This window comes from Actinomadura sp. ATCC 39365 (genome assembly GCF_054392275.1).
Genome location: NZ_CP184335.1, coordinates 2,766,726 through 2,785,919 on the forward strand (window position 1 = coordinate 2,766,726; position 19,194 = coordinate 2,785,919).

Annotated in this window: 31 protein-coding genes; 28 read left to right on the forward strand and 3 right to left on the reverse strand. The window is 69.8% G+C overall.

The genetic code is table 11. The annotated features are described in order from the left end of the window. Positions 1-3 precede the first annotated feature (3 nt). The 3 genes from ACNF49_RS13915 to ACNF49_RS13925 form a co-directional block, all read right to left on the reverse strand. Positions 4-960, reverse strand: a complete 957-nt coding sequence (locus tag ACNF49_RS13915; RefSeq protein ID WP_482943899.1) for a hypothetical protein — start codon at positions 958-960, stop codon at positions 4-6. Next, positions 961-1,398, reverse strand: coding sequence for a hypothetical protein (locus tag ACNF49_RS13920; RefSeq protein ID WP_482943900.1), 438 nt, complete (start codon positions 1,396-1,398; stop codon positions 961-963). A 150-nt stretch (positions 1,399-1,548) separates the two neighbouring features. Next, complete coding sequence (locus ACNF49_RS13925; protein WP_482943901.1) at positions 1,549-2,010, reverse strand: helix-turn-helix domain-containing protein; 462 nt, start codon at positions 2,008-2,010, stop codon at positions 1,549-1,551. A gap of 190 nt (positions 2,011-2,200) precedes the next feature. On the opposite strand from ACNF49_RS13925, the gene ACNF49_RS13930 reads away from it, so the two are divergent. The 28 genes from ACNF49_RS13930 (at position 2,201) to ACNF49_RS14065 (ending at position 19,066) form a co-directional block, all read left to right on the forward strand. Further along, positions 2,201-2,494, forward strand: coding sequence for a helix-turn-helix domain-containing protein (locus ACNF49_RS13930; protein WP_482943902.1), 294 nt, complete (start codon positions 2,201-2,203; stop codon positions 2,492-2,494). After that, positions 2,491-2,742 (forward strand): helix-turn-helix domain-containing protein, encoded by a 252-nt coding sequence (locus ACNF49_RS13935; RefSeq protein ID WP_482943903.1) that lies wholly within the window; start codon positions 2,491-2,493, stop codon positions 2,740-2,742. Before ACNF49_RS13930 ends, ACNF49_RS13935 begins: the two co-directional genes overlap by 4 nt. A 79-nt stretch (positions 2,743-2,821) precedes the next feature. Beyond that, the gene (locus tag ACNF49_RS13940; RefSeq protein WP_482943904.1) at positions 2,822-3,640 is read left to right on the forward strand and encodes a hypothetical protein; all 819 of its coding nucleotides are present in this window, start codon (positions 2,822-2,824) and stop codon (positions 3,638-3,640) included. Continuing rightward, positions 3,637-3,966 carry a hypothetical protein gene (locus tag ACNF49_RS13945; RefSeq protein ID WP_482943905.1) on the forward strand — a complete coding sequence of 110 codons (330 nt, stop codon included), beginning with the start codon at positions 3,637-3,639 and terminating at the stop codon, positions 3,964-3,966. The genes ACNF49_RS13940 and ACNF49_RS13945 overlap by 4 nt, the downstream gene beginning before the upstream one ends. Then, on the forward strand, positions 3,963-4,817 hold the full coding sequence (locus ACNF49_RS13950) for a hypothetical protein (RefSeq protein ID WP_482943906.1): 855 nt from the start codon (positions 3,963-3,965) through the stop codon (positions 4,815-4,817). The genes ACNF49_RS13945 and ACNF49_RS13950 overlap by 4 nt, the downstream gene beginning before the upstream one ends. Beyond that, on the forward strand, positions 4,817-5,578 hold the full coding sequence (locus ACNF49_RS13955) for an ERF family protein (RefSeq protein WP_482943907.1): 762 nt from the start codon (positions 4,817-4,819) through the stop codon (positions 5,576-5,578). The genes ACNF49_RS13950 and ACNF49_RS13955 overlap by 1 nt, the downstream gene beginning before the upstream one ends. Before the next feature lie 5 nt (positions 5,579-5,583). Further along, the gene (locus ACNF49_RS13960) at positions 5,584-5,949 is read left to right on the forward strand and encodes a DUF6197 family protein (RefSeq protein WP_482943908.1); all 366 of its coding nucleotides are present in this window, start codon (positions 5,584-5,586) and stop codon (positions 5,947-5,949) included. Then, complete coding sequence (locus ACNF49_RS13965) at positions 5,946-6,212, forward strand: hypothetical protein (RefSeq protein WP_482943909.1); 267 nt, start codon at positions 5,946-5,948, stop codon at positions 6,210-6,212. The genes ACNF49_RS13960 and ACNF49_RS13965 overlap by 4 nt, the downstream gene beginning before the upstream one ends. Then, the gene (locus ACNF49_RS13970) at positions 6,205-6,402 is read left to right on the forward strand and encodes a hypothetical protein (RefSeq protein ID WP_482943910.1); all 198 of its coding nucleotides are present in this window, start codon (positions 6,205-6,207) and stop codon (positions 6,400-6,402) included. The genes ACNF49_RS13965 and ACNF49_RS13970 overlap by 8 nt, the downstream gene beginning before the upstream one ends. Then, complete coding sequence (locus ACNF49_RS13975; RefSeq protein ID WP_482943911.1) at positions 6,399-6,794, forward strand: hypothetical protein; 396 nt, start codon at positions 6,399-6,401, stop codon at positions 6,792-6,794. The genes ACNF49_RS13970 and ACNF49_RS13975 overlap by 4 nt, the downstream gene beginning before the upstream one ends. Positions 6,795-6,816: 22 nt before the next feature. Beyond that, positions 6,817-7,077: a hypothetical protein gene (locus ACNF49_RS13980; protein WP_482943912.1), complete on the forward strand. Its 261-nt coding sequence runs from the start codon at positions 6,817-6,819 to the stop codon at positions 7,075-7,077. After that, entirely contained in the window at positions 7,071-8,618 is a 1,548-nt protein-coding gene (locus ACNF49_RS13985; protein WP_482943913.1) for a DNA cytosine methyltransferase, read from the forward strand. Before ACNF49_RS13980 ends, ACNF49_RS13985 begins: the two co-directional genes overlap by 7 nt. Beyond that, complete coding sequence (locus ACNF49_RS13990) at positions 8,615-8,893, forward strand: hypothetical protein (RefSeq protein ID WP_482943914.1); 279 nt, start codon at positions 8,615-8,617, stop codon at positions 8,891-8,893. Before ACNF49_RS13985 ends, ACNF49_RS13990 begins: the two co-directional genes overlap by 4 nt. After that, positions 8,866-9,387 (forward strand): WhiB family transcriptional regulator, encoded by a 522-nt coding sequence (locus ACNF49_RS13995; protein ID WP_482943915.1) that lies wholly within the window; start codon positions 8,866-8,868, stop codon positions 9,385-9,387. The genes ACNF49_RS13990 and ACNF49_RS13995 overlap by 28 nt, the downstream gene beginning before the upstream one ends. Next, complete coding sequence (locus tag ACNF49_RS14000) at positions 9,384-9,653, forward strand: hypothetical protein (RefSeq protein WP_482943916.1); 270 nt, start codon at positions 9,384-9,386, stop codon at positions 9,651-9,653. The genes ACNF49_RS13995 and ACNF49_RS14000 overlap by 4 nt, the downstream gene beginning before the upstream one ends. Further along, positions 9,650-10,747 (forward strand): DNA polymerase III subunit beta, encoded by a 1,098-nt coding sequence (dnaN, locus tag ACNF49_RS14005; RefSeq protein WP_482943917.1) that lies wholly within the window; start codon positions 9,650-9,652, stop codon positions 10,745-10,747. The genes ACNF49_RS14000 and dnaN overlap by 4 nt, the downstream gene beginning before the upstream one ends. After that, positions 10,744-12,048 (forward strand): helicase-related protein, encoded by a 1,305-nt coding sequence (locus ACNF49_RS14010; protein ID WP_482943918.1) that lies wholly within the window; start codon positions 10,744-10,746, stop codon positions 12,046-12,048. The genes dnaN and ACNF49_RS14010 overlap by 4 nt, the downstream gene beginning before the upstream one ends. Then, on the forward strand, positions 12,045-13,025 hold the full coding sequence (locus ACNF49_RS14015) for a DNA-methyltransferase (RefSeq protein ID WP_482943919.1): 981 nt from the start codon (positions 12,045-12,047) through the stop codon (positions 13,023-13,025). The genes ACNF49_RS14010 and ACNF49_RS14015 overlap by 4 nt, the downstream gene beginning before the upstream one ends. Further along, positions 13,022-13,324 carry a MerR family transcriptional regulator gene (locus ACNF49_RS14020; RefSeq protein WP_482943920.1) on the forward strand — a complete coding sequence of 101 codons (303 nt, stop codon included), beginning with the start codon at positions 13,022-13,024 and terminating at the stop codon, positions 13,322-13,324. The genes ACNF49_RS14015 and ACNF49_RS14020 overlap by 4 nt, the downstream gene beginning before the upstream one ends. Continuing rightward, positions 13,321-13,779 (forward strand): SLOG family protein, encoded by a 459-nt coding sequence (locus ACNF49_RS14025; protein ID WP_482943921.1) that lies wholly within the window; start codon positions 13,321-13,323, stop codon positions 13,777-13,779. The genes ACNF49_RS14020 and ACNF49_RS14025 overlap by 4 nt, the downstream gene beginning before the upstream one ends. Beyond that, positions 13,776-13,973, forward strand: coding sequence for a hypothetical protein (locus tag ACNF49_RS14030; RefSeq protein WP_482943922.1), 198 nt, complete (start codon positions 13,776-13,778; stop codon positions 13,971-13,973). Before ACNF49_RS14025 ends, ACNF49_RS14030 begins: the two co-directional genes overlap by 4 nt. Positions 13,974-14,039: 66 nt before the next feature. Further along, positions 14,040-15,149, forward strand: a complete 1,110-nt coding sequence (locus tag ACNF49_RS14035; protein WP_482943923.1) for a hypothetical protein — start codon at positions 14,040-14,042, stop codon at positions 15,147-15,149. Further along, positions 15,146-15,700 carry an ATP-binding protein gene (locus ACNF49_RS14040; RefSeq protein ID WP_482943924.1) on the forward strand — a complete coding sequence of 185 codons (555 nt, stop codon included), beginning with the start codon at positions 15,146-15,148 and terminating at the stop codon, positions 15,698-15,700. The genes ACNF49_RS14035 and ACNF49_RS14040 overlap by 4 nt, the downstream gene beginning before the upstream one ends. Next, positions 15,697-17,040, forward strand: a complete 1,344-nt coding sequence (locus tag ACNF49_RS14045) for a replicative DNA helicase (RefSeq protein WP_482943925.1) — start codon at positions 15,697-15,699, stop codon at positions 17,038-17,040. Before ACNF49_RS14040 ends, ACNF49_RS14045 begins: the two co-directional genes overlap by 4 nt. A 423-nt stretch (positions 17,041-17,463) precedes the next feature. Continuing rightward, entirely contained in the window at positions 17,464-18,126 is a 663-nt protein-coding gene (locus tag ACNF49_RS14050) for a hypothetical protein (protein ID WP_482943926.1), read from the forward strand. Continuing rightward, positions 18,123-18,470 carry a hypothetical protein gene (locus ACNF49_RS14055; protein WP_482943927.1) on the forward strand — a complete coding sequence of 116 codons (348 nt, stop codon included), beginning with the start codon at positions 18,123-18,125 and terminating at the stop codon, positions 18,468-18,470. The genes ACNF49_RS14050 and ACNF49_RS14055 overlap by 4 nt, the downstream gene beginning before the upstream one ends. After that, entirely contained in the window at positions 18,467-18,673 is a 207-nt protein-coding gene (locus tag ACNF49_RS14060) for a helix-turn-helix domain-containing protein (protein ID WP_482943928.1), read from the forward strand. Before ACNF49_RS14055 ends, ACNF49_RS14060 begins: the two co-directional genes overlap by 4 nt. 108 nt (positions 18,674-18,781) lie before the next feature. After that, positions 18,782-19,066, forward strand: coding sequence for a hypothetical protein (locus ACNF49_RS14065; RefSeq protein WP_482943929.1), 285 nt, complete (start codon positions 18,782-18,784; stop codon positions 19,064-19,066). Positions 19,067-19,194: the final 128 nt, after the last annotated feature.

Consider the following 19,194-nt stretch of genomic DNA (forward strand, 5'->3'; position numbering starts at 1 on the left):
TTCTCAGCCGCCGACGCACACCTTGGGGAGCAGTTTCACGTCGACGTTCACGAGTCCATCACATTCGCTGCCGACGCCGACGGGGTTCTTCACGGTGTCCTTCACCGTCTCCTCGACCTCCTTCACCGTGTCTCCCAGGGATGACGGTGTGAGGTCGGGCAGGTCTACCTCCACCCCGGGCAGCTTGACGTCTGGCGCGTGCGTCTTCTCCGGCGTTGACGTCTTCTCCGGAGTCGGGGTGTCCTTGGGCGGCGGGCTGGAGGCCGGCGGCGAGGCGGTAGAGCTCTTGGTGGAGGGCCCCTGCACGTCTGCCGCGTCCGCTGCAGGGCGCTGCGACGCCTTGGTGACGTCCGGCGCCGGAGTGGCGTACGACGTCGTGTGCTGACGCCCCGCGCGCTCGGGCACGGCTTCCTGGATCTGGTCCTGCTCTGGACGCCGCGGCGGAGTAGTCTCGCGCTCCTGCGACGGCCGCGCCGGGGGCACAAGCATCATGGGCGGTGCCGCGTTGGCCGGCCGCACCGGCACTCTCCCAACCGCGGCGGGGTCGGGATGATCGCCGATCCTTTCCATCGGAGCGAACCGGCGCGGTTCGGACATCCGGTCGGCGGCGATGGTCGGCGACTCCGCGTACGAGGGCGGCACGATCCGCTTGTCGACGACGATGTCCGAGCCGACCACCATCGTCATGGCCAGCGCGCCGCCGGCTACCGCCGTTGCCGAGCCCCGGCAGACGGGCGCCAGGTCCCGTAAGCGCTGCTGCCCCCACTCGCCAAGGATCCCCAGGTGCAGGAACACGTGCTGATGCCGCTCTCGCAGCATGGCCTTGCCGAGCTCGCGTGCTTTGGCACGCTCCACTCGCGATAAGCGGGAGTCGATGACGACCACCTCGTGGCCGCCCTCCTCGCGGATCATGACTTTGATGCCTTCCGGCAGTTCCTCGTAGGCGACGATCGGGACCACTTACCCCTCCATCTGCTCCTTCAGCTTCGCGATCTGCCGGTCCATGCGACCGTAGATCGCTCTCATGCGCTGCCAGTCCTCGTACTCCGCGACCGGGTTCGGGGTCCTCGGGGCCCCGTCCACGACGATCGCCCAGAGTGCGCCGTCGACCTCGACGACGACCGGGATGTCATGCGCGCTGGCCGTGTGCCACGCGATGACGAGCTGAGGCGGAGGCGCCTGCGCCGGGTCGAGGCCGAGCACGAACTGGTAGGACTGGATCAGGTGTTGGCTGGCCGCGAGCTGGGCCCGCAGCCTGGCGTTCTCGATTTCTAACTCTTGTTCTCGACGTAACGCCTGCTCATGCCAGGCGTGCAGCGAGGTGAGCCGTTGGACGCGCCCCCGGACGCGTGCAAGGGCGAGACTCGCCGGGGTTTCCTCGGGGTGAGGCGTGGACATTTTTTGCGTGCACCTTCATAACGTCAGCAGTTCCTTGAGGAACGTCCCCCACCAACGCTCGTTTCTTCAGCACGTCCCCATACCCCGATGACAATGGGTCCGCACACGCGTTATCGGACTGTTAGTTCTGTCACAAAATGTGACTTTGTGTCAACCCGTGTGGCGGTTGCCGCCGCCCTGGGTGTCGGTGTCCCACTGTGACGCGGTTCCGCCCGCTGTCCCTCGGAGCGCCTTGACCAGCGTCACCATGTGGACGCGCTCTTGGTGGGTGAGCTGCGAAATCGCCTGCAATCCGACCCAGATCGCGCGCATCTCGGGATCATCGCCGACGACGTGGCCGAGCTGGTCGGGCGGCTCACTCTTGTCCGGGGACTCCAGTTCCGGCTCGCGCCCGCTGAGGATGGCCTCGAAGGAGGCTGGCCGCCACCCCAAGGCGTGCTCGACGGCAGCCACCGAGGCGTCGCCGACGGCGCGCCGGGCCCGCTCGATGTCCCCGAGCGTGCGGACGGACAGGCCTACCGCGCTCGCGAACTCCTCGCGGGTCTTGTAGCCCATCTGCACGCGCCGGCGCACTACGTACTTCGCCAGCCGATCCAGGTCCTCGCCGCCCATGCCGCACATCGTCTCGGAATAGACAGGAACAATCAAGCAACGTAACAGCACCCTGACAGATCGTCGCAACTACCGTAATCCCGCTTTGGACCTGGCCCTTCAGAACGATCAGTCACAGCCCGGTTACGGTTTGCCTGACCTTGCCTATTCGCTCTTGACTTGTATTCCTGCTTATTCCTAGTCTCGCCCCATGCGAGCAGGAGAGAACCGGCAAGCACCGGCAAAGCCCAGGCAGAACGGCAGCGCCATCCGCGACTTCCGCAAGAAGACCGGCATGAGCCGCCGGGAACTCGCCGAGCAGGCCCGGATCTCGCCCCCGCACATGGCCAACATCGAGAACGAGCACAAGGACGCCTCCTACGAGGTGCTCTACCGGCTCAAGGCCGTCCTCGTCGTGGACATCCGCTCCATCCTGCGCGACCCTCCCACACTGGAAGCGCTCGACGACCTCACCTATGACGAAGCGTGCGAGCAGGCGTCATGACCGCCGACACCAGCGCCAGAAGGAACCGCAGGACCCGGCCGCTCACCACCGAGGAAGTGCTCGCCCTCCCCGCCGCCGTCGATCTGGTGACCGCCGGCCGCGCGTACGGCATCGGCCGCACCAAGGCGCACGAGCTCGCCCGGGCCGGCGAGTTCCCTGTCCGAGTGATCCGCGTTGGCAACGCCTACCGCGTCCCCAAGTCGGCCCTGCTCGACAGCTTGGGGCTGCCGATCGACGGCCACCCCTGACAGGCCGCGAGCCCACCCGACTCGACCGGATGGGCCCGCTCCGACCCGCCATCCCTCCTCAAGCAAGGGAAAGCAGACCATGACCATCCTCGCAGACCTCCCCGCTGGCTACACGCCCGGCGACATCGTCACCATCCGGCACACCATCTGGACAGTGCGGCGCGACGACTACGCCTCGCTCACCGAAACCGACCGCCGCGCCCTCTCCAAGCTGGCCGTCTGGCCCGGCCTCGACCAGGCCGCCATCGACCTGATCGCTCTCGTGCTGGACGAGCGCAAGCCGCTGCCGCTCGACGACTCCGCCGCCACCCTCCTGCACAGCTTGCTCACGGTGCTGCCCGCCGTCAGCGACAACGACCTGATCCCGACGCTGGCGCCGACCGTCGAGCTCGACAACGCGCCCGCCACTCGGGCGCTGATCACCCTGGCCGCCCTCACCATCGAGCACGACGGCCAGCCCGGCGGCGAGCTTCTGCGCTCCGCCCTGCTGGCCGCGATCCGCGCCGCCTGGCCGCACCTGCCCATCAATCAGGCGCCCGCCGCGGCCGGCCGCCTGATCGTCCAGGCGCGACGCCGCATGGAGGACGCCGAGCAGACGCAGCCCCCCACGCTGCCGCCGTTCACGTCCGACGGGACCCGCGCCGACCTGACGCACATCCCCCACTCCATCACCGTCGAACCGGTCACGCCCGAGCTGCGGCGCGTCAGCGAGCTGCCCCACAGCGCCACGCTCGTGGTCGTCGAGCGGCACGCCGGCCGCCTGGCCAAGGTGTGCAGCACCACGGACGTGGACGTCGCCGACTACGCCTCGTGGGGTTACAGCGTGACGATCGAGGACCTGGCGCGCGGCATCGCGGGCACGTACGGCGCCACCTTCGTCACGACCCCTGCCGCATGAGCGCCCGCCAGAGGCAACTCGCTGCTGCCCGGGTGCTCGTGGCCCTGCTCAACGAGGACCTGCCTGAGGTCACCTGGAGGATCAGCGAGCACGGCGCTCCCGCCCTCGACGGCCAGATGGCCCTCATGCAAACCCCGGCGGACATCAAGCTCAACGGACTGCAGAGGTGGGCTGACCTTCTCGGTGCCGAAATCGTGAGCACGCCGTACGGGAAGCGCACCGGCGGCAGCGCGAGCGTGATCGGCCACATCGAGGGCGTGCGCGTCTGCGTCTGGGCGGCCTTCCTCAAGAAGGACCTGCCCAAGAAGGGCGGTGACCTGCAGTGAAGATCGCCAGAAAGCAGAACGGCCGCAACCACTGGTACATCGACGAAGACGCCGGCGGCGAACGCGTCCCAGGCGTCACCACCATCAAAGGCAACGGCCTCCCCAAGCCCGCCCTGCTCAACTGGGCCGGAGACGCCACCGCCGAATACGTTCTCGACAACTGGGACGAGCTGGCCACGCTGCCGCTGTCCGAACGCTTCAAGAAGATCAAGGGCGGTCGGTACGAGAAGCGGGACGCCGCCGCCAACCGGGGAACCCAGGTCCACAAGCTCGCCGAACGGCTCATCGCGGGCGAGAAGGTCACCATCCCGGACGGCCTCGCGGGATACGTCCAGTCGTGCGTCCAGTTCCTCGACGACTTCCAGGTGCGTGCCGTCCACGTCGAAGCGGTCGTCTACTCCGAAACCCACCGGCACGTCGGCACCACCGACCTCATCGCCGACGTGCTCCTGCCGGACATGCCTGAGTACGACCACATCCCGCGCGATGGCGGCGGATACTGCCGAGGGCTGTTCGACTGGAAGACCAGCCGGTCCGGAATCTTCGGCGAGGAGGCGCTGCAACTGGCGCCGTACCGGCACTCCGAGTACCTGATCCTCCCCGACGGTGAGGTCATCGACATGCCGCCGGTGGACTTCTGCGCCGGCATCCACCTCCGGCCCGACGGCTACTCGTTCGTGCCGCTGGCGTGCGACAAGGACGTCTACCGCGACTTCCTGTACGTCAAGGAGGTCGCCCGAATCGTCGCCGGCCTGCGCGACCTGGTCGGGGAGCCGATCGTCCCGCCGACGGCATCGCAGTACGTGCTGAGCAGGGTGGCCCAGGTCGATGACGAAGGGGCCCTGTTCTGATGGCCGCCGAGACCCCCGCGCCGAAGTCTCTGGACGAGGCCCTGCTGATGCTGCAGGCCGACCCGCCCGTGCTGGAGAAGAACAAGCAGGGCCAGGTCGGCAACCAGAAGACGAAGTACGCCGACCTCGTCCAGGTCAACGCCGTCGTCCTGTCGCGGCTGAACGCCCTCGGCTGCGTCTACACCACCAAGCCGACGATGCGGCCCGACGACCCGAAGTTCGTACTCCGGTACAGCCTGAAGCACGTCGCCTCCGGCACTGAGGAGTCCGGCGAGTACCCGCTCAAGCTGTCCGAGAACCCCATGCAGATGGGAAGCGCGATCACATACGCGCGCCGGTACGTGCTGCTGGCCATCACGGGCATCGCCGCCGAGGACGAGGACGACGACGCGCAGGCGTACGACGGCCGGACCGCCCAGCGCGCCCACCGACCGAGGTCATCGCCCCCAGGCCGTGGCACACCGGCGCCCACCGCTCAGCGCTCCCGCACGGCACCTGCGCTGCCCGCCGAAACCGCGATCACCGACGCGCAACAGCAGAAGATGGGCGCGCTCATGCGCGAGCACGGCATCACCAACCGGGACAGCGCGCTCGCGCTCGTCAACGAGGTGCTGCAGCGCACCGACGACAACCAGATCACGTCCCGCACCGAGCTCACCCGCGCCGAAGCCAGCAAGGTCATCGACCGGCTGCAGCGGGAGGCCGAGCACGGTGAGCACACACCTCCCACCGCCTCCTCCTCACCTGCGGAGACCTCATGACCACGATGACCATCACACTCACGCCCGCTGCTGTGGCGCTGGCCGCCGCCGACCTGATCGAGCGGCAGGGCAAGGCCGACGGCGACTTCTACGACGGGACGGCCGGCTTGCCACCGCGCCAGGCGCCCGTCGACGTGCCCGGTGCCATCGCCGTCGTGTGCGGCCACGACCCGGACACCTGGGAGGACGACCGCCAGGCCGGGCGCTCGTGGCGGCTGGTGCTCGACACCGCCGACATGCTGATCGACTTCCTGGCGCTCTCGCACGACGACACGTACGCCGAGTCCCTCGGTGCGTGGTCGGACGAGCGGGACGCGGCCACGGTGGTGCGCGAGCTGCGCAACGCCGCGCTGGAAGTGCTCGAACCGTGAGCACTTCGACCCCGCCGAACCTGGAGCGGATCAAGGATCGGCTCTGGACTCTGCGCTGGCTCGCCGGCGCGGGGGCCAGCCTCCCCGGCGACCAGGTGTGCGTACGCGGCGAAGACCGGCGCACCCTCGCCTGGCTCATCGGCACCGACCTGCCCGACCTCATCGCGGCTGTCGAGCGTCTGACACCGGGCACCACGACCGAGACGGACGTAGCCCCGAAAGTCAGCCAGGCCATCGCCGAGGCGGTGGCCAGCAATGCCTGACCTGATCCTCACCTGGCTCGCCATCGCCGCCGCCTTCACCGGCGGCACCTGGTTCGGAGCCACCACCGCAGGCAAGCCGTACCGCGACGCCCTCCAGCGGCTGCTCACCGCCGCCGCCGACGAAGACGCCCGCGACCTCGACGCCGCCCTCGCCCACGCCGACGCCGTCCTCGAAAGGCGGCCCACATGAACCCCGAACTCGCCACCGGCGCCACCATCCTCATCGCGGCCGCCGCCATCATCGCCGCGTACGAGATCCGCGACCGGCTCCGAGACCGGCGGCCCCGCCGCACCCGAGAGCCCGCCGAGATGCTCGGCGAAGTCCGAGTGCCCGCCGGCCACCCCGAGCACTGGACGCCGCGCATCGACACCACCGACCTCGACCTGGCCGACCTGCAGACGCGGCTGTGGCCCGTCTGCGAGTGGCGGTACGTCATCGACTGCCCCCGGCCCCACCTCACCGGCTACGGGACGCGCACCGACGCCGAACTCGCCCGCGACCGGGCGCGACGCTCCCGCGTCTCGGAATGCCGGTGCGGCGCCTTCCACATCCGCTACCCCCGACGGAGGGCCGCGCGGTGAAGCCCCCCAGATCGCCGCCGTCGTGCCCGTGCTCCCCCCGGGCACGACGGCGAGCACCAACATCTACCCGCGCGCCTGGGCGTGCTGGGCCGCCGGTGTCCTCGGCAGCTTCGCCGCCATCGAACTCGCCGCGCTCCGGCAAGCCCCCACCGACGGCACGCTCACCGCGCAGCTCCGGCGCAACCGGCGGCTCAGCGCGCTCGGAATCGCCGCATTCGCCATCTGGGCCGTCGACCACGTCGCCCGGCAAGGAGCCGAAATCAAGGAGGCCGCGTCGTGCTGACCCTCATGGACTGGTTCTGCGGCGCCGGAGGCAGCTCCCAAGGAGCGCACGCCGTACCCGGCGTCGAGGTCGCCCGCGCCGCCAACCACTGGGACAAGGCGATCGCCTCCCACGCCGCCAACTTCCCCCACACCGACCATTGGAAAGGCGACATCCGCGAGGCCCCCGTCGACCGCTGGCCGGTGTGCGACCTGTTCTGGGCTTCCCCGGAGTGCACCAAGTGGAGCCTGGCCCGTGGCAAGAAGCGGACCTTCCACCGCAGCCTTCAGGACGAGCTCATCCCCCGGCGGAAGACCGCGCAGGAAGAGGAGGAGGAGCGCTCCCGCGCTCTGATGAACGAGGTGCCCCAGTACCTCGCCGGGGTACGCCGTCGAGGCGGTCTGGTCCTGGCCGGCGTCGTCGAGAACGTCATCGACGAACGCGAATGGGACCAGTGGGACCGGTGGCTCAACGACATCCGCATCCTGGGCTACAACACCCGGGTCATCGCCTTCAACTCCATGCACGCCGAACCGGTACGCACCCTGGCCGCCCCCCAGTCTCGCGACCGGCTGTACGTCGCCTACTGGCACCAGAGCCTCGGCCGCGACCCGGACTGGGACAAGTGGCTTCGCCCCCGCGCGTGGTGCCCCGGCTGCGACGAGGTCGTGTCCGCGATCCAGGTGTTCAAGAACCCGCGCAAGGACATGGGCCGCTATCGCCAGCAGTACCTCTACCGCTGCCCGCGCGTCACCTGCCGCAACGCCGTCGTGGAACCCGCCGTGCTGCCCGCGACGACCGCAATCGACTTCTCGCTGCCCACCAGGAAGGTCGGCGACGGTAAGCCCGGCAAGAAGTTCACCCCGTACGCACCGGCGACCATCGCGCGGATCAAGGCCGGAATGGAGCAGTACTGGGTGCCGCTTCTGGTCCCGGCCGGAGGGACCTGGCGCGACCGGGCCATCCCGGTAACAGTGCCGATGCCGACGCGCACGACCTCGGAAAACGACGGCCTCGCCCTGCCGCCCCTGATGGTCCCCGTCGAAGGGCGCGAGGGGAAGGCCGCAGCGCCCGGCTGCGAGCCGATCCGCACCCAGACCACCCGCAACGAGACGGGGATCGCGTTCCCACCATTGATGATCCCGATGCGTGGCGGCGGCGACAAGGAGCGCGCGCGCCGCGCCGACCTGACAGCGATGCACGCCGTCACGGCCGGCGGCAACCATCACGGGCTCGTCACCTGGGAGGAGCAGCACCTGCTCGTGCCCTACTACAGCAGCAGCGACGCCCGGCCGGTGACCGAACCTGTCGGCACGCTGACCACTGTCGACCGGTACGGCCTGGCCGGCCCCGCGCTCGACGTGAACGAGGTGGAGTTCCGGATGCTGGAACCCCACGAGATTGGCCGGGGCATGGCCTTCGCCAGCAACTACGTGGTGGTCGGCAACAAGCGACAGAAGGTCCGCCAGTACGGCGGCGCCGTCACCCCGCCCATCGCCGAGATCATCGTGAGTGCGCTGGTCGAGTGCGTCACCGGCGAGTCGCTGGAGCGTGCCGCATGAGCGACACCAGGTACAGCGTCCGTGACCACGACGCCGAATGGCTCCTCCAGCGCGAGCGGCTCCACAGCGACGGCATCCTTCAGAAGCAGCGCCGCAGCCAGAAGCCGAAGAAGCGCAGCACCAACATCGCCGCGCCGCGCCGGCTCACCCCCTCACCCCCGCGCAGCGGCGAACCGCGGCCGAGCGGCTCCGCGACACCGCCGCCCAGCTCGGAGCGCCGGCCGCCGAGCTGCAGCAGGTGTTCGACATGCTCGGCCTCGGCGGAGCCGACCTGAAGACCACCTACACCGAGCTGGGCCACCGGCGAGTCCCGAACGGTAGCTGCGCCACCTGCGGGCGGCCAAGCATCGCGATCCGGCTCGACCGGACCCTCGTCTCCCACACCCCGCGCCCCGGCATGAAGCTCAACGACAGCACCCGCTGCCAGGGCAGCGGGCAGCTCGCCGAGACGGTGCACAGGATCGCCGCAGCGCCGGCCTCGGCCAAGCGGGTGAAGCCGCAGCGCCGGACGCCGGGCGACCACCAGGAGAACCCGCTCCCCACGCGAGCCGCCTGCCAAGACGAAGACCCCGAACTGTTCTTCCCGGCCGGCTACAGCGAGACGTACGCCCGAGAGATCGAGAAGGCAGTCGGCGTATGCGGGCGCTGCCCCCTCTCCGCCGCCTGCCTGCGGTACGCGCTCGACCAGGGCGAGATCGAGCACGGGATCTACGGCGGCACCACCCCCGAGCAGCGACGGCAGCTCCTCTCCAGAAGGGCAGCAGCATGAGCGTGAGCACGACCACCAAGATCGAGCTCTCCAGCGACTCCACCTACTGGCTCCGGCCCTGGTACCCGGCCGGTGTCAACGTGCACACCGGGCAGATCGTCGGCCACCTCGACGCCGACTGCCCCGAGCTGCTGCGCGTCGAGCCGTACCCGCGCGAGGGCGCCGGCTGGCTTGACCCCCGCACCGGTGACGTCTGCGAGGACTGCCTCCGCGAGAAGGCCCCCGACCTGTACGACGCGCTGACCGGAGAGGACGACAAGAAATGAAGCTCAGCCTGCCCGCGGACGTGTTCGCCGACGCCGTCGCCTGGACCGCCCGCACCCTGCCCCAGCGGCCCGCGGTGCCCATCCTCGCCGGCCTCCTGCTCGAAGCGACCGGCGACGACACCCTCATCGTCAGCGCGTTCGACTACGACATCTCCGCCAAGTGCACCGTCCAGGCTGACGTCGCCGAGCCCGGCCGCGTCGTCGTCAGCGGGCGCCTGCTCGCCGAGGTCGCCAAGAGCCTGCCCCACAAGGCCGTCGAACTGGCGCTGGCCGGGGGCGAGGTCGAGCTGCGGTGCGGCACCGCCGAGTTCGGGCTAGCCACGATGCCGGTCGAGGACTTCCCTGCCCTTCCCGAGCCGCCCGCCACGCTCGGGCAGGTCGACGCCCCCCTCCTGCGGAGTGCGCTCGCGCAGGTCGTCCCCGCCGCATCCCCGGACGAGACGCTCATCATGCTGACCGGCGTCCGCGTCGACATCGACGCCGACGGGCTCGAACTCGCCGCCACCGACCGATACCGCATCGCCGCCAGGAAGATCCCGTTCCAGCCCACCGTCGACGGGGCCTCCGCTGGGGTGCTCGTCCCGTCCAAGACGCTGAAGGACGCCGGAAAGGGGTTCGCCGACGGGCCCGTCGACATCGGCGCCGACGACAGCCAGTTCGCCCTCACCTCCGGAGGGCGTCAGCTGGTGACGCGCCTGCTCGACAGCGAATTCATCAACTACCGGGCCGCGTTCGGCGGCGTCGACGCCCCGAACATTGCGCGCGTGGACAAGGCCCCGCTCATCGAAGCGATCAAACGCGTGACGTTGGTGGCCGAACGCATGACCGCCGTACGGCTGGCGTTCACCGGCGAGCAGGTCGAAGTCTCAGCCGGCGGCGGCGACCTCGGCCGCGGCAGCGAGGCCCTGCCGTGCACCCTCGACGGCGCTGCCGAGGTGCAGGTGTCGTTCCTGCCCCAGTTCATCGTGGACGGCCTCCACGGCGTCCAGGGCGACGTGGCCACCATCTCGATGTTGGAAGCCCACAAGCCCGTGCTGGTGACCGGCGACGACCCGTCCTACCGCTACCTCGCCATGTCGCTGAGGCAGGCATGAGCACGGCCACCTACGCCGACTTCCTGGCCCGCAAGCAGCAGCGGGCCAGGGCCACCGGCCCCGCCGTCGACACCGCCGATGTCCACCCCACCCTGCACGAGTGGCAGCGGCGGATCGTCGCATGGGCGGTACGCACCGGGCGGGCTGCCGTCTGGGCGGACACCGGCCTCGGCAAGACGTTCATGCAGACCGAGTGGGCGCGGCACTCCGCCGAACGGGCGCTCATCGTCGCGCCGCTCGCGGTGTGCCAGCAAACCGTTCGCGAGGCGGCCAAGCTCGGCATCACGGTCCGGTACGTCCGCTCCGAGAGCGACGCGGCCGGGCCGGGGCTCTGGGTCACCAACTACGAGATGACGCCCCACTTCGACCCGGCAGGGTTCGGCGCGGTGGTGCTCGACGAGTCGTCGATCCTCAAGGACTTCACGTCCAAGACCCGCGACCGGATGATCGCAGAGTTCGCGAACGTGCCGCGCAAGCTGGCGTGCACCGCCACGCCCGCCCCGAACGACGTCGCCGAGCTCGCTAACCACGCCGAGTTCCTCGGAGTGGCCACCCGCCGCGAGATGCTCAGCACCTACTTCGTGCACGACCAGGCCGGCTGGCGGGTGAAAGGCCACGCCCGCGCCCCCATGTACCGGTGGATGTCGTCGTGGGCAATCGCCGTACGCCGACCGTCCGACATCGGCGGAGACGACACCGGCTACAACCTGCCCGGCCTGAAGATCCGCCCCCACCTGCTGCCCGTCGACGTCGTCCCGGAAGGCCAGCTGTTCGCGGTCGACCTAGGCGGCATCGGCGGTCGGGCCAAAGTCCGCAAGGCCACCATGGACGCCCGGTGCGAGCGCGCCGCCGAACTGGTCGCCGCCGAGCCCGACGAGCCGTGGATCCTGTGGTGCGGACTCAACGACGAAGCCGCCCTCCTGGCCAAGCTCATCCCCGGCGCCGTCAACGTGCACGGGTCGATGAAGCCGGAGGAGAAGGCGGAGCTGCTGCTCGCGTTCGCCGACGGACAGATCCGCTACCTGATCACCAAGCCGGGGATCGCCGCGTACGGGCTCAACTGGCAGCACTGCGCCCGCATGGCGTTCGTTGGCCTGTCCGACTCCTACGAGCAGTACTACCAGGCCATCCGCCGCTGCCACCGCTACGGCCAGACCCGGCCCGTCCACGCCCACATCGTGCTGTCCCAGCTCGAAGGACAGATCGCCACCAACGTCGCGCGCAAGGAACGCGAAGCCGCCGCCATCACAGGCGGGCTCGTGGACGAGATGCGCGCCTCAGCCACCTGGAGCGCCTCGTGACCGCAGACATCGACCCCGGATACGTCACCGACGACGCGCGCGGCGACGGCTGGCACCTCATGCTCGGCGACGCCTGCGAGCGCCTCACTGAGATCGACACCGGCAGCGTCGGCCTGTCCGTCTGCTCGCCGCCGTTCGCGCAGCTCTACAACTACTCGCCCTCGCCGCGCGACCTGTCCAACAGCCGCGACCGCGCCGAGTTCTTCGAGCACTACAGCTACATCATCCGTGAGCAGCTGCGCGTGACCACGCCTGGCCGGCTGGCCTGTGTGCACGTCCAGCAGGTGACTTTGCAGAAGGCGCTCAACGGCGTGATCGGGCTGACCGACTTCCGGGGCCAGGTCATCACCGCGTTCGAGCAGGCGGGGTGGATCTTCCACGGCGAGATCACCGTCGACAAGGACCCTCAGGCTCAGGCCATCCGGACGAAGGCCCACGCGCTGATGTTCGTCACGAAGGAGCGCGACGCCTCCAACCTGCGGCCCGCCCTCGCCGACTATGTGCTGCTGTTCCGCGCGCCCGGCGACAACGCCGTCCCCGTCAAGACTGACGTCACCAACGAGGAGTGGATCGCGTGGGCTCGGCCCATCTGGCCCAGCGTCGGCGACGCTGAGGCGATCGAGGCCATGCAGGAGTTGGGGCTCGCGATGCCCCGGCCGTGTTGGTACGACATTCGCGAGACTCACACGCTCAACACGAAGGTGGCCAAGGAGGACGCCGACGAGCGGCACATCTGCCCGCTGCAGCTCGACCTCATCGAGCGGTGCGTGCGCCTGTGGTCCAACCCGGGGGAGCTCGTGCTCAGCCCGTTCGCCGGAATCGGCTCCGAGGGCTACGTCGCGCTCAAGCAACGCCGCCGGTTCGCCGGCGTGGAGCTGAAGGCGTCGTACTGGCAAACGGCCGTGGCCAACCTGCGGACCGCCGAGCACGAGATGGCTATCCCTGCCCTGTTCGACGTCGGCGAGGCCGTGTCATGAACAGCCGTCGGCCGATCACCCTCGACGAAGTGCTCAAGCGGGGCCTCGCCTACCGCACGCTCGCCCAATGGTCCCGCCGCGGCCTCGTGCACACCACCCCCAGCCCTAGCGGCACCTACGTGTGGCCCGAGACTGAGCTGCGCGTCGCCGACCTGATGCGGCGCCTCGTCCGCGCCGGCCTCACCGTCGAGGCCGCGGCCAGAACCGCCCGCGCCCACCAGGAAGGGCCGCCGCTCGTCCAGCTCGGCCCCGGCATCGTGCTCGCGATCGACACCGACCTGCTGAGCGAGGCGACATGACCTACCGCATCCTCATCACCGGCTCACGCACTTGGAGCGACGAGCGCATCATCTGGGACGCCATCACCCACGCCATCGACCAGGCCGCCGCCAATGGTGAGCACGAATTCGTCGTCGTGCACGGCCACTGTCCACGGGGCGCTGACGCCATCGCCGACTTCTACTGTGCAGACCAGGCGGGATGGCGCGACAACGCGAACCAGGTCCTGGCCGTCGAGCGCTACCCCGCCGACTGGGCGAGGTGCAGCCCCGCCTGCCCACCCGGGCCCCACCGGCGCAACGGCCGCGCCGGCTTCACCTACTGCCCCCTTGCCGGGCACCACCGCAACCAGCAGATGGTCGACCTCGGCGCCGACATCCTCCTCGCGTTCATCCGCAACAACTCCCGCGGCGCCACGGACTGCACCCGCCGGGCACGCGCTGCCGGAATCCAAGTCCGGGAGTGGCGAGCATGAGCACCGAGACGAAGGGCCGCAAGTGCGACGGCAAACGCCGCTACGACACCCTCAAGCAGGCGCTCGCCGCCATCGCGAGGCTCGTCGCGCAGGGCGCCTATCGGGCCCGGCTCAACGCGTACGTCTGCGAGTTCTGTGGCGGCCACCACGTCGGGCACCTGGGGCGCAAGACCGGGCGGAGGAAGAGGCGATGACCCTCCACCGAATACAGGCCCCGCTCCGAGTCAGAACCGACGACTAGACCCCCTGGAGCAGGTCAGATGGCCCGCAATCACGCCCGGCTCTTCGCATCCATCTGGAACGACGACGACTTCCTCGCGCTCCCGCCCAGGCCGCAGCGCATGTACATGTTCCTGATCTCGCAGCAGGATCTGCAGCACTGCGGAGTGATCGCGTTGCGGGAGCGTCGCTGGTCGCGCGGGGCCGCCGGCATGACCGTCGAGGATGTGCGCGCCGACCTTGACCTACTAGCCGAGCGCTGGTTCGTCGTCATCGACGACGAGACCGAGGAACTGCTGGTGCGCTCCCTGATGCGACGGGACAAGGTGTACGCCCAGCCCAACGTGTTCAAGGCGGCGGCCGACCAGATCAGGGCATTGTCGTCGCCGGTCATCAAGGCGGTCCTACTGGACGAGCTGCGCCGCCTCCCCGTCGCTGAGATAAAGGGGGATTCGCGGCGGGTGCACGAGGAGCTCGTTGGCGATCTGGCGAAGACAACAGGCGACGGAACCCCTTCGCCAACCCCTTCCGGAAGGGGTAACGGAACCCCTTACAGACCCCTTTCCGGGGCCTCGGAAGAGACCGCGACTCCACATGGTGGCAGTCAGGACTCGACACTCGGCGTGTCAGGTAACGCCTCCTCTGGAGAAGCCGTTATCGCCGCAGGTCGTAAGGGTTCCCGAAGGGGTTCGCGAACCCCTTCCGAGCGGGTTCCGAGCGAGCCCAGGGGAAAGGGGAGTAGTTACGGTGAGAAGGTAGTGGTTCCCCTTCCCCCTAGACCCCTTCCCGTTCCGCCTTCGGCGGGCGCTGCCGCGCCGGAGCGCGAGACGGCAGCCAACGCGGGGGATGTCGTCGCCGCCTGGATCGAGGGCGTCCAAGCAGCCACCGGCGAGCGACCCGCGAGCCGGCTCATCGGCCAGATCGGGCGGCAGGCCCGCGAACTCCTCGACGAAGGCAAAGACCCCGAGCGGCTGATCGAGGCCGCCACCGCGGCCGGGCGCAAGCGGTTCGCTGACCTGCCGCGCGAGCTGCTGCGCATGAGCAGCACCACGAGCCAAGACCCGAGCGGAGGCCGATTCGCGCCCGGCAGCGGATCCCGCGCCCCCCTCCCCACCGCCGACGACATCGCAAATGGGCAGGTCATCCTATGAGCAATCCCTACGAGCAGTGGCTCGCCGAACAGGCCCAGCACCGCCTCGCCAAGCTGCGCGCCGCCCGGCCACCCGCCTATGCCAACCCGGGCGAACTCCACCCTGAAATCGCCGCTTGGGCCGACAAGGTCGCCGTCGGCGAGTACGGCAACCTCGTGATGGTCGGCAACACCGGGGTCGGTAAATCCTGGTCGGTGTGGGCGCTCGCCGAGCGCATGGTGGCCGCCGGATACCGTGGCCGCGTCGAGATCGTGCCGGCCCGTCGGCTGCAGCGGCTCGTCGCGCCGCCTGTCGACTGGGCGGCCCTCGACCGGCTCGCCGCCGCCGGGATCCTCGCCATCGACGACGTCGGCTCGATGCGGATCGGTGACTGGGACTCCGACCAGATGGGCGCCCTGCTCGACCCGCGGTGGGAGGATCAGCGGCCCACCATCCTCACCAGCAATCAGCTCGATCTGCGGTCCCTGGTGGGCGAGCGGGTCTCCTCCCGGATGTCCGACCACGTCACCATCGTGCAGATGGCCGGCGCCGACCGCCGGAGGACCGCATGACCGCGGACGAGCTGACCGTGGACGGATGGGCGCCGTCGCCGGGGATCGTGGCCGCCGAGATGGCCGTCGTGGGGGCGGCCATGCAGTGGCGCGAGGCCCTCGACGACGTCGCCGAGATCGTTACGCATGAGGACTTCTACAGCCCGGCCGGGATCGTCTACGCCGCCGCGGCGACGTTGGCCGACGACGGGCGCCCGCTCGACCCGACGGCCGTGCTCGACGTGCTCGCCGCCGCCGGCGACCTGGAGCGGGTCGGTTCGGGGGCGTACCTGCACACGCTGATGCAGCACGCGGCCGTCGGGGGCTCGTGGCGGTACCACGCCCGCCGGGTGGCGGCCGACGCCCGGCGGCGACGCCTCCACCTGGCGTGCCAGCGCGGCCAGCAGGTGACCAAGAGCCCGGCGTGGGACGACGACGCCGACCCGGACCTGATCCGCAAGCTGATCGACGAGGCCGCGGTGCGGCCGGGAGACCGGGTTGAGTTCGACGTGAGCGGCGAGATGGCCGCCCTGCTGGACGACCTGGAGAGCCCGCCGCCCGCGCCCGCCGGCGTGGTGCCGCCGTTCCAGGACCTGGCGCACCTGCTGACGGTCTTCCAGCCCGGCCAGCTCATCGTGGTGGGTGCGCGGCCGTCGGTGGGCAAGTCCACCCTGGCGGTCGACATCATCCGGAAGGCGGCGATCCGGGACGGTCAGCTCAGCGTGCTGATGACGCTGGAGATGCGCCAGCGCGAGGTCCTGCAGCGCATGGCGTCGGCCGAGGCCGGGGTGAGCTTGCACGCGATCCGCGCCAACCGGGTGGAGCAGGGCCACCTGGAGCGGCTGGTGGAGGCCGGTACGCGCATCTCCGGTGCGCCGCTGGTCGTTGACGACCGGTCGGGCTGCTCGCTGGAGCACGTGCGGGCGACGCTGCGCAGCCTGTCACGGCAGGGCGGGGCCAAGCTCGTGGTCATCGACTACCTGCAGTTGATGACGCCGCCGAAGGCGCAGAACCGCGAGCAGGAGGTGGCCATGCTGTCGCGCGGCCTGAAGCTCCTGGCAGGCGAGTTCGAGGTCCCGGTCGTGCTGCTGTCGCAGCTCAACCGGGAGGCGGAGAAGCGCAGCGACGGCCGGCCCAAACCGTCGGACCTGCGCGAGTCCGGCGCCGTCGAGCAGGACGCGGACGTGATCATCCTGTTGCACCGTGAGGACGCCCACGACAACGAGTCGGCTCGCGCTGGCGAGGCAGACCTGATCGTCGCCAAGAATCGCAACGGGCCCGTCGCGACGATCACAGTGGCGCACCAGCTCCACTACTCCCGGTTCGTGGACATGGCGTGGTCTCCGACGAAGGGCCTCTGATGGATGCGGGGCGAAGCGCTGAAATCGTCTCTGACGGCCTTTCGTGGGGGAGGGGCGTCCAGAGACTCCCGAACGGGGTCGAAAGTCCGTCAGCGTGCATCCTGGGGCCACCTGGAGGGTTCTCTCCTGTTCTTGCCGGAGCGTTCCGGAGTGAACGGCCGCAAAGCGGTGATCGTCTCGGGGTCATGGCGGAGGTGTCACGGTGATCCACCTCCGGCACCGCTGGCGCACCATCGAACGGATCGGCCGCGTCATCACCCAGCAGTGCACCAAGTGCCCCAAGACCAGGACCCGCGTCAGATGACCCGCACGCCCGACACCGACGAGATGACCGCCGACGAGTACGAGGCGTGGGTCATCGACCAACAGAACCCCGACTACCACGGATAGCACCAGCCGAGCAGCACGACACCGGAGGGCTCCATGACCCGCCGCCCAGCCCAGCCCGTCCTCTGCCAAGCCCGCCACCGCCACGAGCCCGACCGGCCCCGCGCCGCCGCCGACGGCCTCAACCTGTGCCCCGGATGCCGGATAGCGCTCGGTCGCCACATCCGCGACCTGCCCGAACTGCACGCCGACGTACTGGCCCAACTCCCCACCGGCCGCGACACCGCGGCGCCGCCCGTCACCGGCAGCCGAACCCCGCCGCTCCCCTACAACACCCGCGCCGGCGACTGGCTGGCGCAGACGCGCCACGACCTGCGATCGATCACCTCGCTCGTCTCAGTAGAGCGAGGCATTGCTGGGCCGCCGCCCAACCCCGGAGCCCAATGCGCGTGGCTGGAACGGCACGCCGACTGGCTCGCCGCCCACCCCAACGCGGGAGCGTTCAAGGACATGTTCGCCGAGCAGGTCGGCCGCGCGTACAGCATCATCGACCCCGCCAGGCTGCCGCTCGTGCTGCCCGTCCGGTGCATCGAGCCCGTGGACGACGAGCCGTGCGGCGGCATCCTGCGCGCCACCGTGCGGCGCGACGACGACCCCACCCCGTCCGTCATCTGGTGCGACGGCTGCGATCTCGAACTCGACACAACGCAGTGGCACCGGTACGGGCGGCGCCTCCAGCGAGGGAGGATGGCCGGGTGAGCAGCCGAGACATCCTCACCGAGATCGACGACGTGATCACCTGGTACGGCAGCCAGGACTCCATGACATGGACCGCCGAACCACCCAGGCCGCCCGCTATGGCGTCGATCGACGTCGAGAGGTTGCAGCAGGCCAGCCTGATCTTCGGCGAGCACATGCGGACGTACCTGAACGCGATGACGCCCGCCTTCGAGCAGGCGATGCGAAACGTGGGTGAGGCATTCAAGGCTCTCGCCCGGATCGCCCCGCAGATGCAGGAGGTCGCCGAAGCCGACCGCCAGCTACGAAGCACCATGAAGAGCAAGTACGCGCGGCGACGCCGCAGGAGGACGGGGCGCAGATGAACGCCAGAATCAGCACCGCCGACGCCGCCCTGCTCTACCAGATCCCCGCCCGGACCATCCGCCGCTGGCATGCTGAAGGCCGAATCACCGTCCACCGAGATGGCCGAAACCTGCTGTGGGACTGCGACGAACTCGACCAGCTGGCAGACCAGCGCGGAACCGGCCGCTTGCCAAAGACGCCCATAATGGCCCATCCTCAGTGATAACTCACCTGACGTGTCGCCTCAGCCACCCCACGGCCCAGGCCCGTCAACCCGAGAAGCGGCCCGGCCGGAGCGCCGGGCCTCGCCATGTACGGGCCTGGAGGGCACATGCCCCGCAGCAAGGGCCGCACCGGCAGGCCATGGCGCAGAGTACGAGCCCAAGTGCTGGCCGCAAGCACCACATGCTGGCTGTGCGGACACGACCAGGCAGGCGACGTCGACCACGACCCGCCGCTCGTTGAACTCGAACGGCTCGGCCTCGACCCGCGCGACAAGCGATACCTCAAGCCCGCCCACGGGGTGCAGGGCTGCCCCACCTGCGGCATCAAGTGCAACCAGGTCAAAGGCGCGCGCGCAGCGCAGCCGCAGGCGCCCACCTCAAGACGCTGGTGACCTGCGAAAACGCGGCAGCAGTGCTCTGACCTGCGGCAACAGTTTTTGATCAGACCAGCCGGGAGACCCCGCGCACAGGCGCCCTTTTTCTCCCCCCGCAGAGCCCCGTACCCCCGCCGGAGGTGCCC

What these genes read in the sequence shown, in the direction of transcription:
- ACNF49_RS13920 (WP_482943900.1), bottom strand. Translation starts at nt 1,398, where the DNA reads ATGTCCACGCCTCACCCCGAGGAAACCCCGGCGAGTCTCGCCCTTGCA.
- ACNF49_RS13925 (WP_482943901.1), bottom strand. Translation starts at nt 2,010, where the DNA reads ATGGGCGGCGAGGACCTGGATCGGCTGGCGAAGTACGTAGTGCGCCGG.
- ACNF49_RS13930 (WP_482943902.1), top strand. Translation starts at nt 2,201, where the DNA reads ATGCGAGCAGGAGAGAACCGGCAAGCACCGGCAAAGCCCAGGCAGAAC.
- ACNF49_RS13935 (WP_482943903.1), top strand. Translation starts at nt 2,491, where the DNA reads ATGACCGCCGACACCAGCGCCAGAAGGAACCGCAGGACCCGGCCGCTC.
- ACNF49_RS13940 (WP_482943904.1), top strand. Translation starts at nt 2,822, where the DNA reads ATGACCATCCTCGCAGACCTCCCCGCTGGCTACACGCCCGGCGACATC.
- ACNF49_RS13945 (WP_482943905.1), top strand. Translation starts at nt 3,637, where the DNA reads ATGAGCGCCCGCCAGAGGCAACTCGCTGCTGCCCGGGTGCTCGTGGCC.
- ACNF49_RS13955 (WP_482943907.1), top strand. Translation starts at nt 4,817, where the DNA reads ATGGCCGCCGAGACCCCCGCGCCGAAGTCTCTGGACGAGGCCCTGCTG.
- ACNF49_RS13960 (WP_482943908.1), top strand. Translation starts at nt 5,584, where the DNA reads ATGACCATCACACTCACGCCCGCTGCTGTGGCGCTGGCCGCCGCCGAC.
- ACNF49_RS13970 (WP_482943910.1), top strand. Translation starts at nt 6,205, where the DNA reads ATGCCTGACCTGATCCTCACCTGGCTCGCCATCGCCGCCGCCTTCACC.
- ACNF49_RS13975 (WP_482943911.1), top strand. Translation starts at nt 6,399, where the DNA reads ATGAACCCCGAACTCGCCACCGGCGCCACCATCCTCATCGCGGCCGCC.
- ACNF49_RS13990 (WP_482943914.1), top strand. Translation starts at nt 8,615, where the DNA reads ATGAGCGACACCAGGTACAGCGTCCGTGACCACGACGCCGAATGGCTC.
- ACNF49_RS13995 (WP_482943915.1), top strand. Translation starts at nt 8,866, where the DNA reads ATGCTCGGCCTCGGCGGAGCCGACCTGAAGACCACCTACACCGAGCTG.
- ACNF49_RS14000 (WP_482943916.1), top strand. Translation starts at nt 9,384, where the DNA reads ATGAGCGTGAGCACGACCACCAAGATCGAGCTCTCCAGCGACTCCACC.
- dnaN (WP_482943917.1), top strand. Translation starts at nt 9,650, where the DNA reads ATGAAGCTCAGCCTGCCCGCGGACGTGTTCGCCGACGCCGTCGCCTGG.
- ACNF49_RS14010 (WP_482943918.1), top strand. Translation starts at nt 10,744, where the DNA reads ATGAGCACGGCCACCTACGCCGACTTCCTGGCCCGCAAGCAGCAGCGG.
- ACNF49_RS14020 (WP_482943920.1), top strand. Translation starts at nt 13,022, where the DNA reads ATGAACAGCCGTCGGCCGATCACCCTCGACGAAGTGCTCAAGCGGGGC.
- ACNF49_RS14025 (WP_482943921.1), top strand. Translation starts at nt 13,321, where the DNA reads ATGACCTACCGCATCCTCATCACCGGCTCACGCACTTGGAGCGACGAG.
- ACNF49_RS14030 (WP_482943922.1), top strand. Translation starts at nt 13,776, where the DNA reads ATGAGCACCGAGACGAAGGGCCGCAAGTGCGACGGCAAACGCCGCTAC.
- ACNF49_RS14035 (WP_482943923.1), top strand. Translation starts at nt 14,040, where the DNA reads ATGGCCCGCAATCACGCCCGGCTCTTCGCATCCATCTGGAACGACGAC.
- ACNF49_RS14040 (WP_482943924.1), top strand. Translation starts at nt 15,146, where the DNA reads ATGAGCAATCCCTACGAGCAGTGGCTCGCCGAACAGGCCCAGCACCGC.
- ACNF49_RS14045 (WP_482943925.1), top strand. Translation starts at nt 15,697, where the DNA reads ATGACCGCGGACGAGCTGACCGTGGACGGATGGGCGCCGTCGCCGGGG.
- ACNF49_RS14050 (WP_482943926.1), top strand. Translation starts at nt 17,464, where the DNA reads ATGACCCGCCGCCCAGCCCAGCCCGTCCTCTGCCAAGCCCGCCACCGC.
- ACNF49_RS14060 (WP_482943928.1), top strand. Translation starts at nt 18,467, where the DNA reads ATGAACGCCAGAATCAGCACCGCCGACGCCGCCCTGCTCTACCAGATC.
- ACNF49_RS14065 (WP_482943929.1), top strand. Translation starts at nt 18,782, where the DNA reads ATGCCCCGCAGCAAGGGCCGCACCGGCAGGCCATGGCGCAGAGTACGA.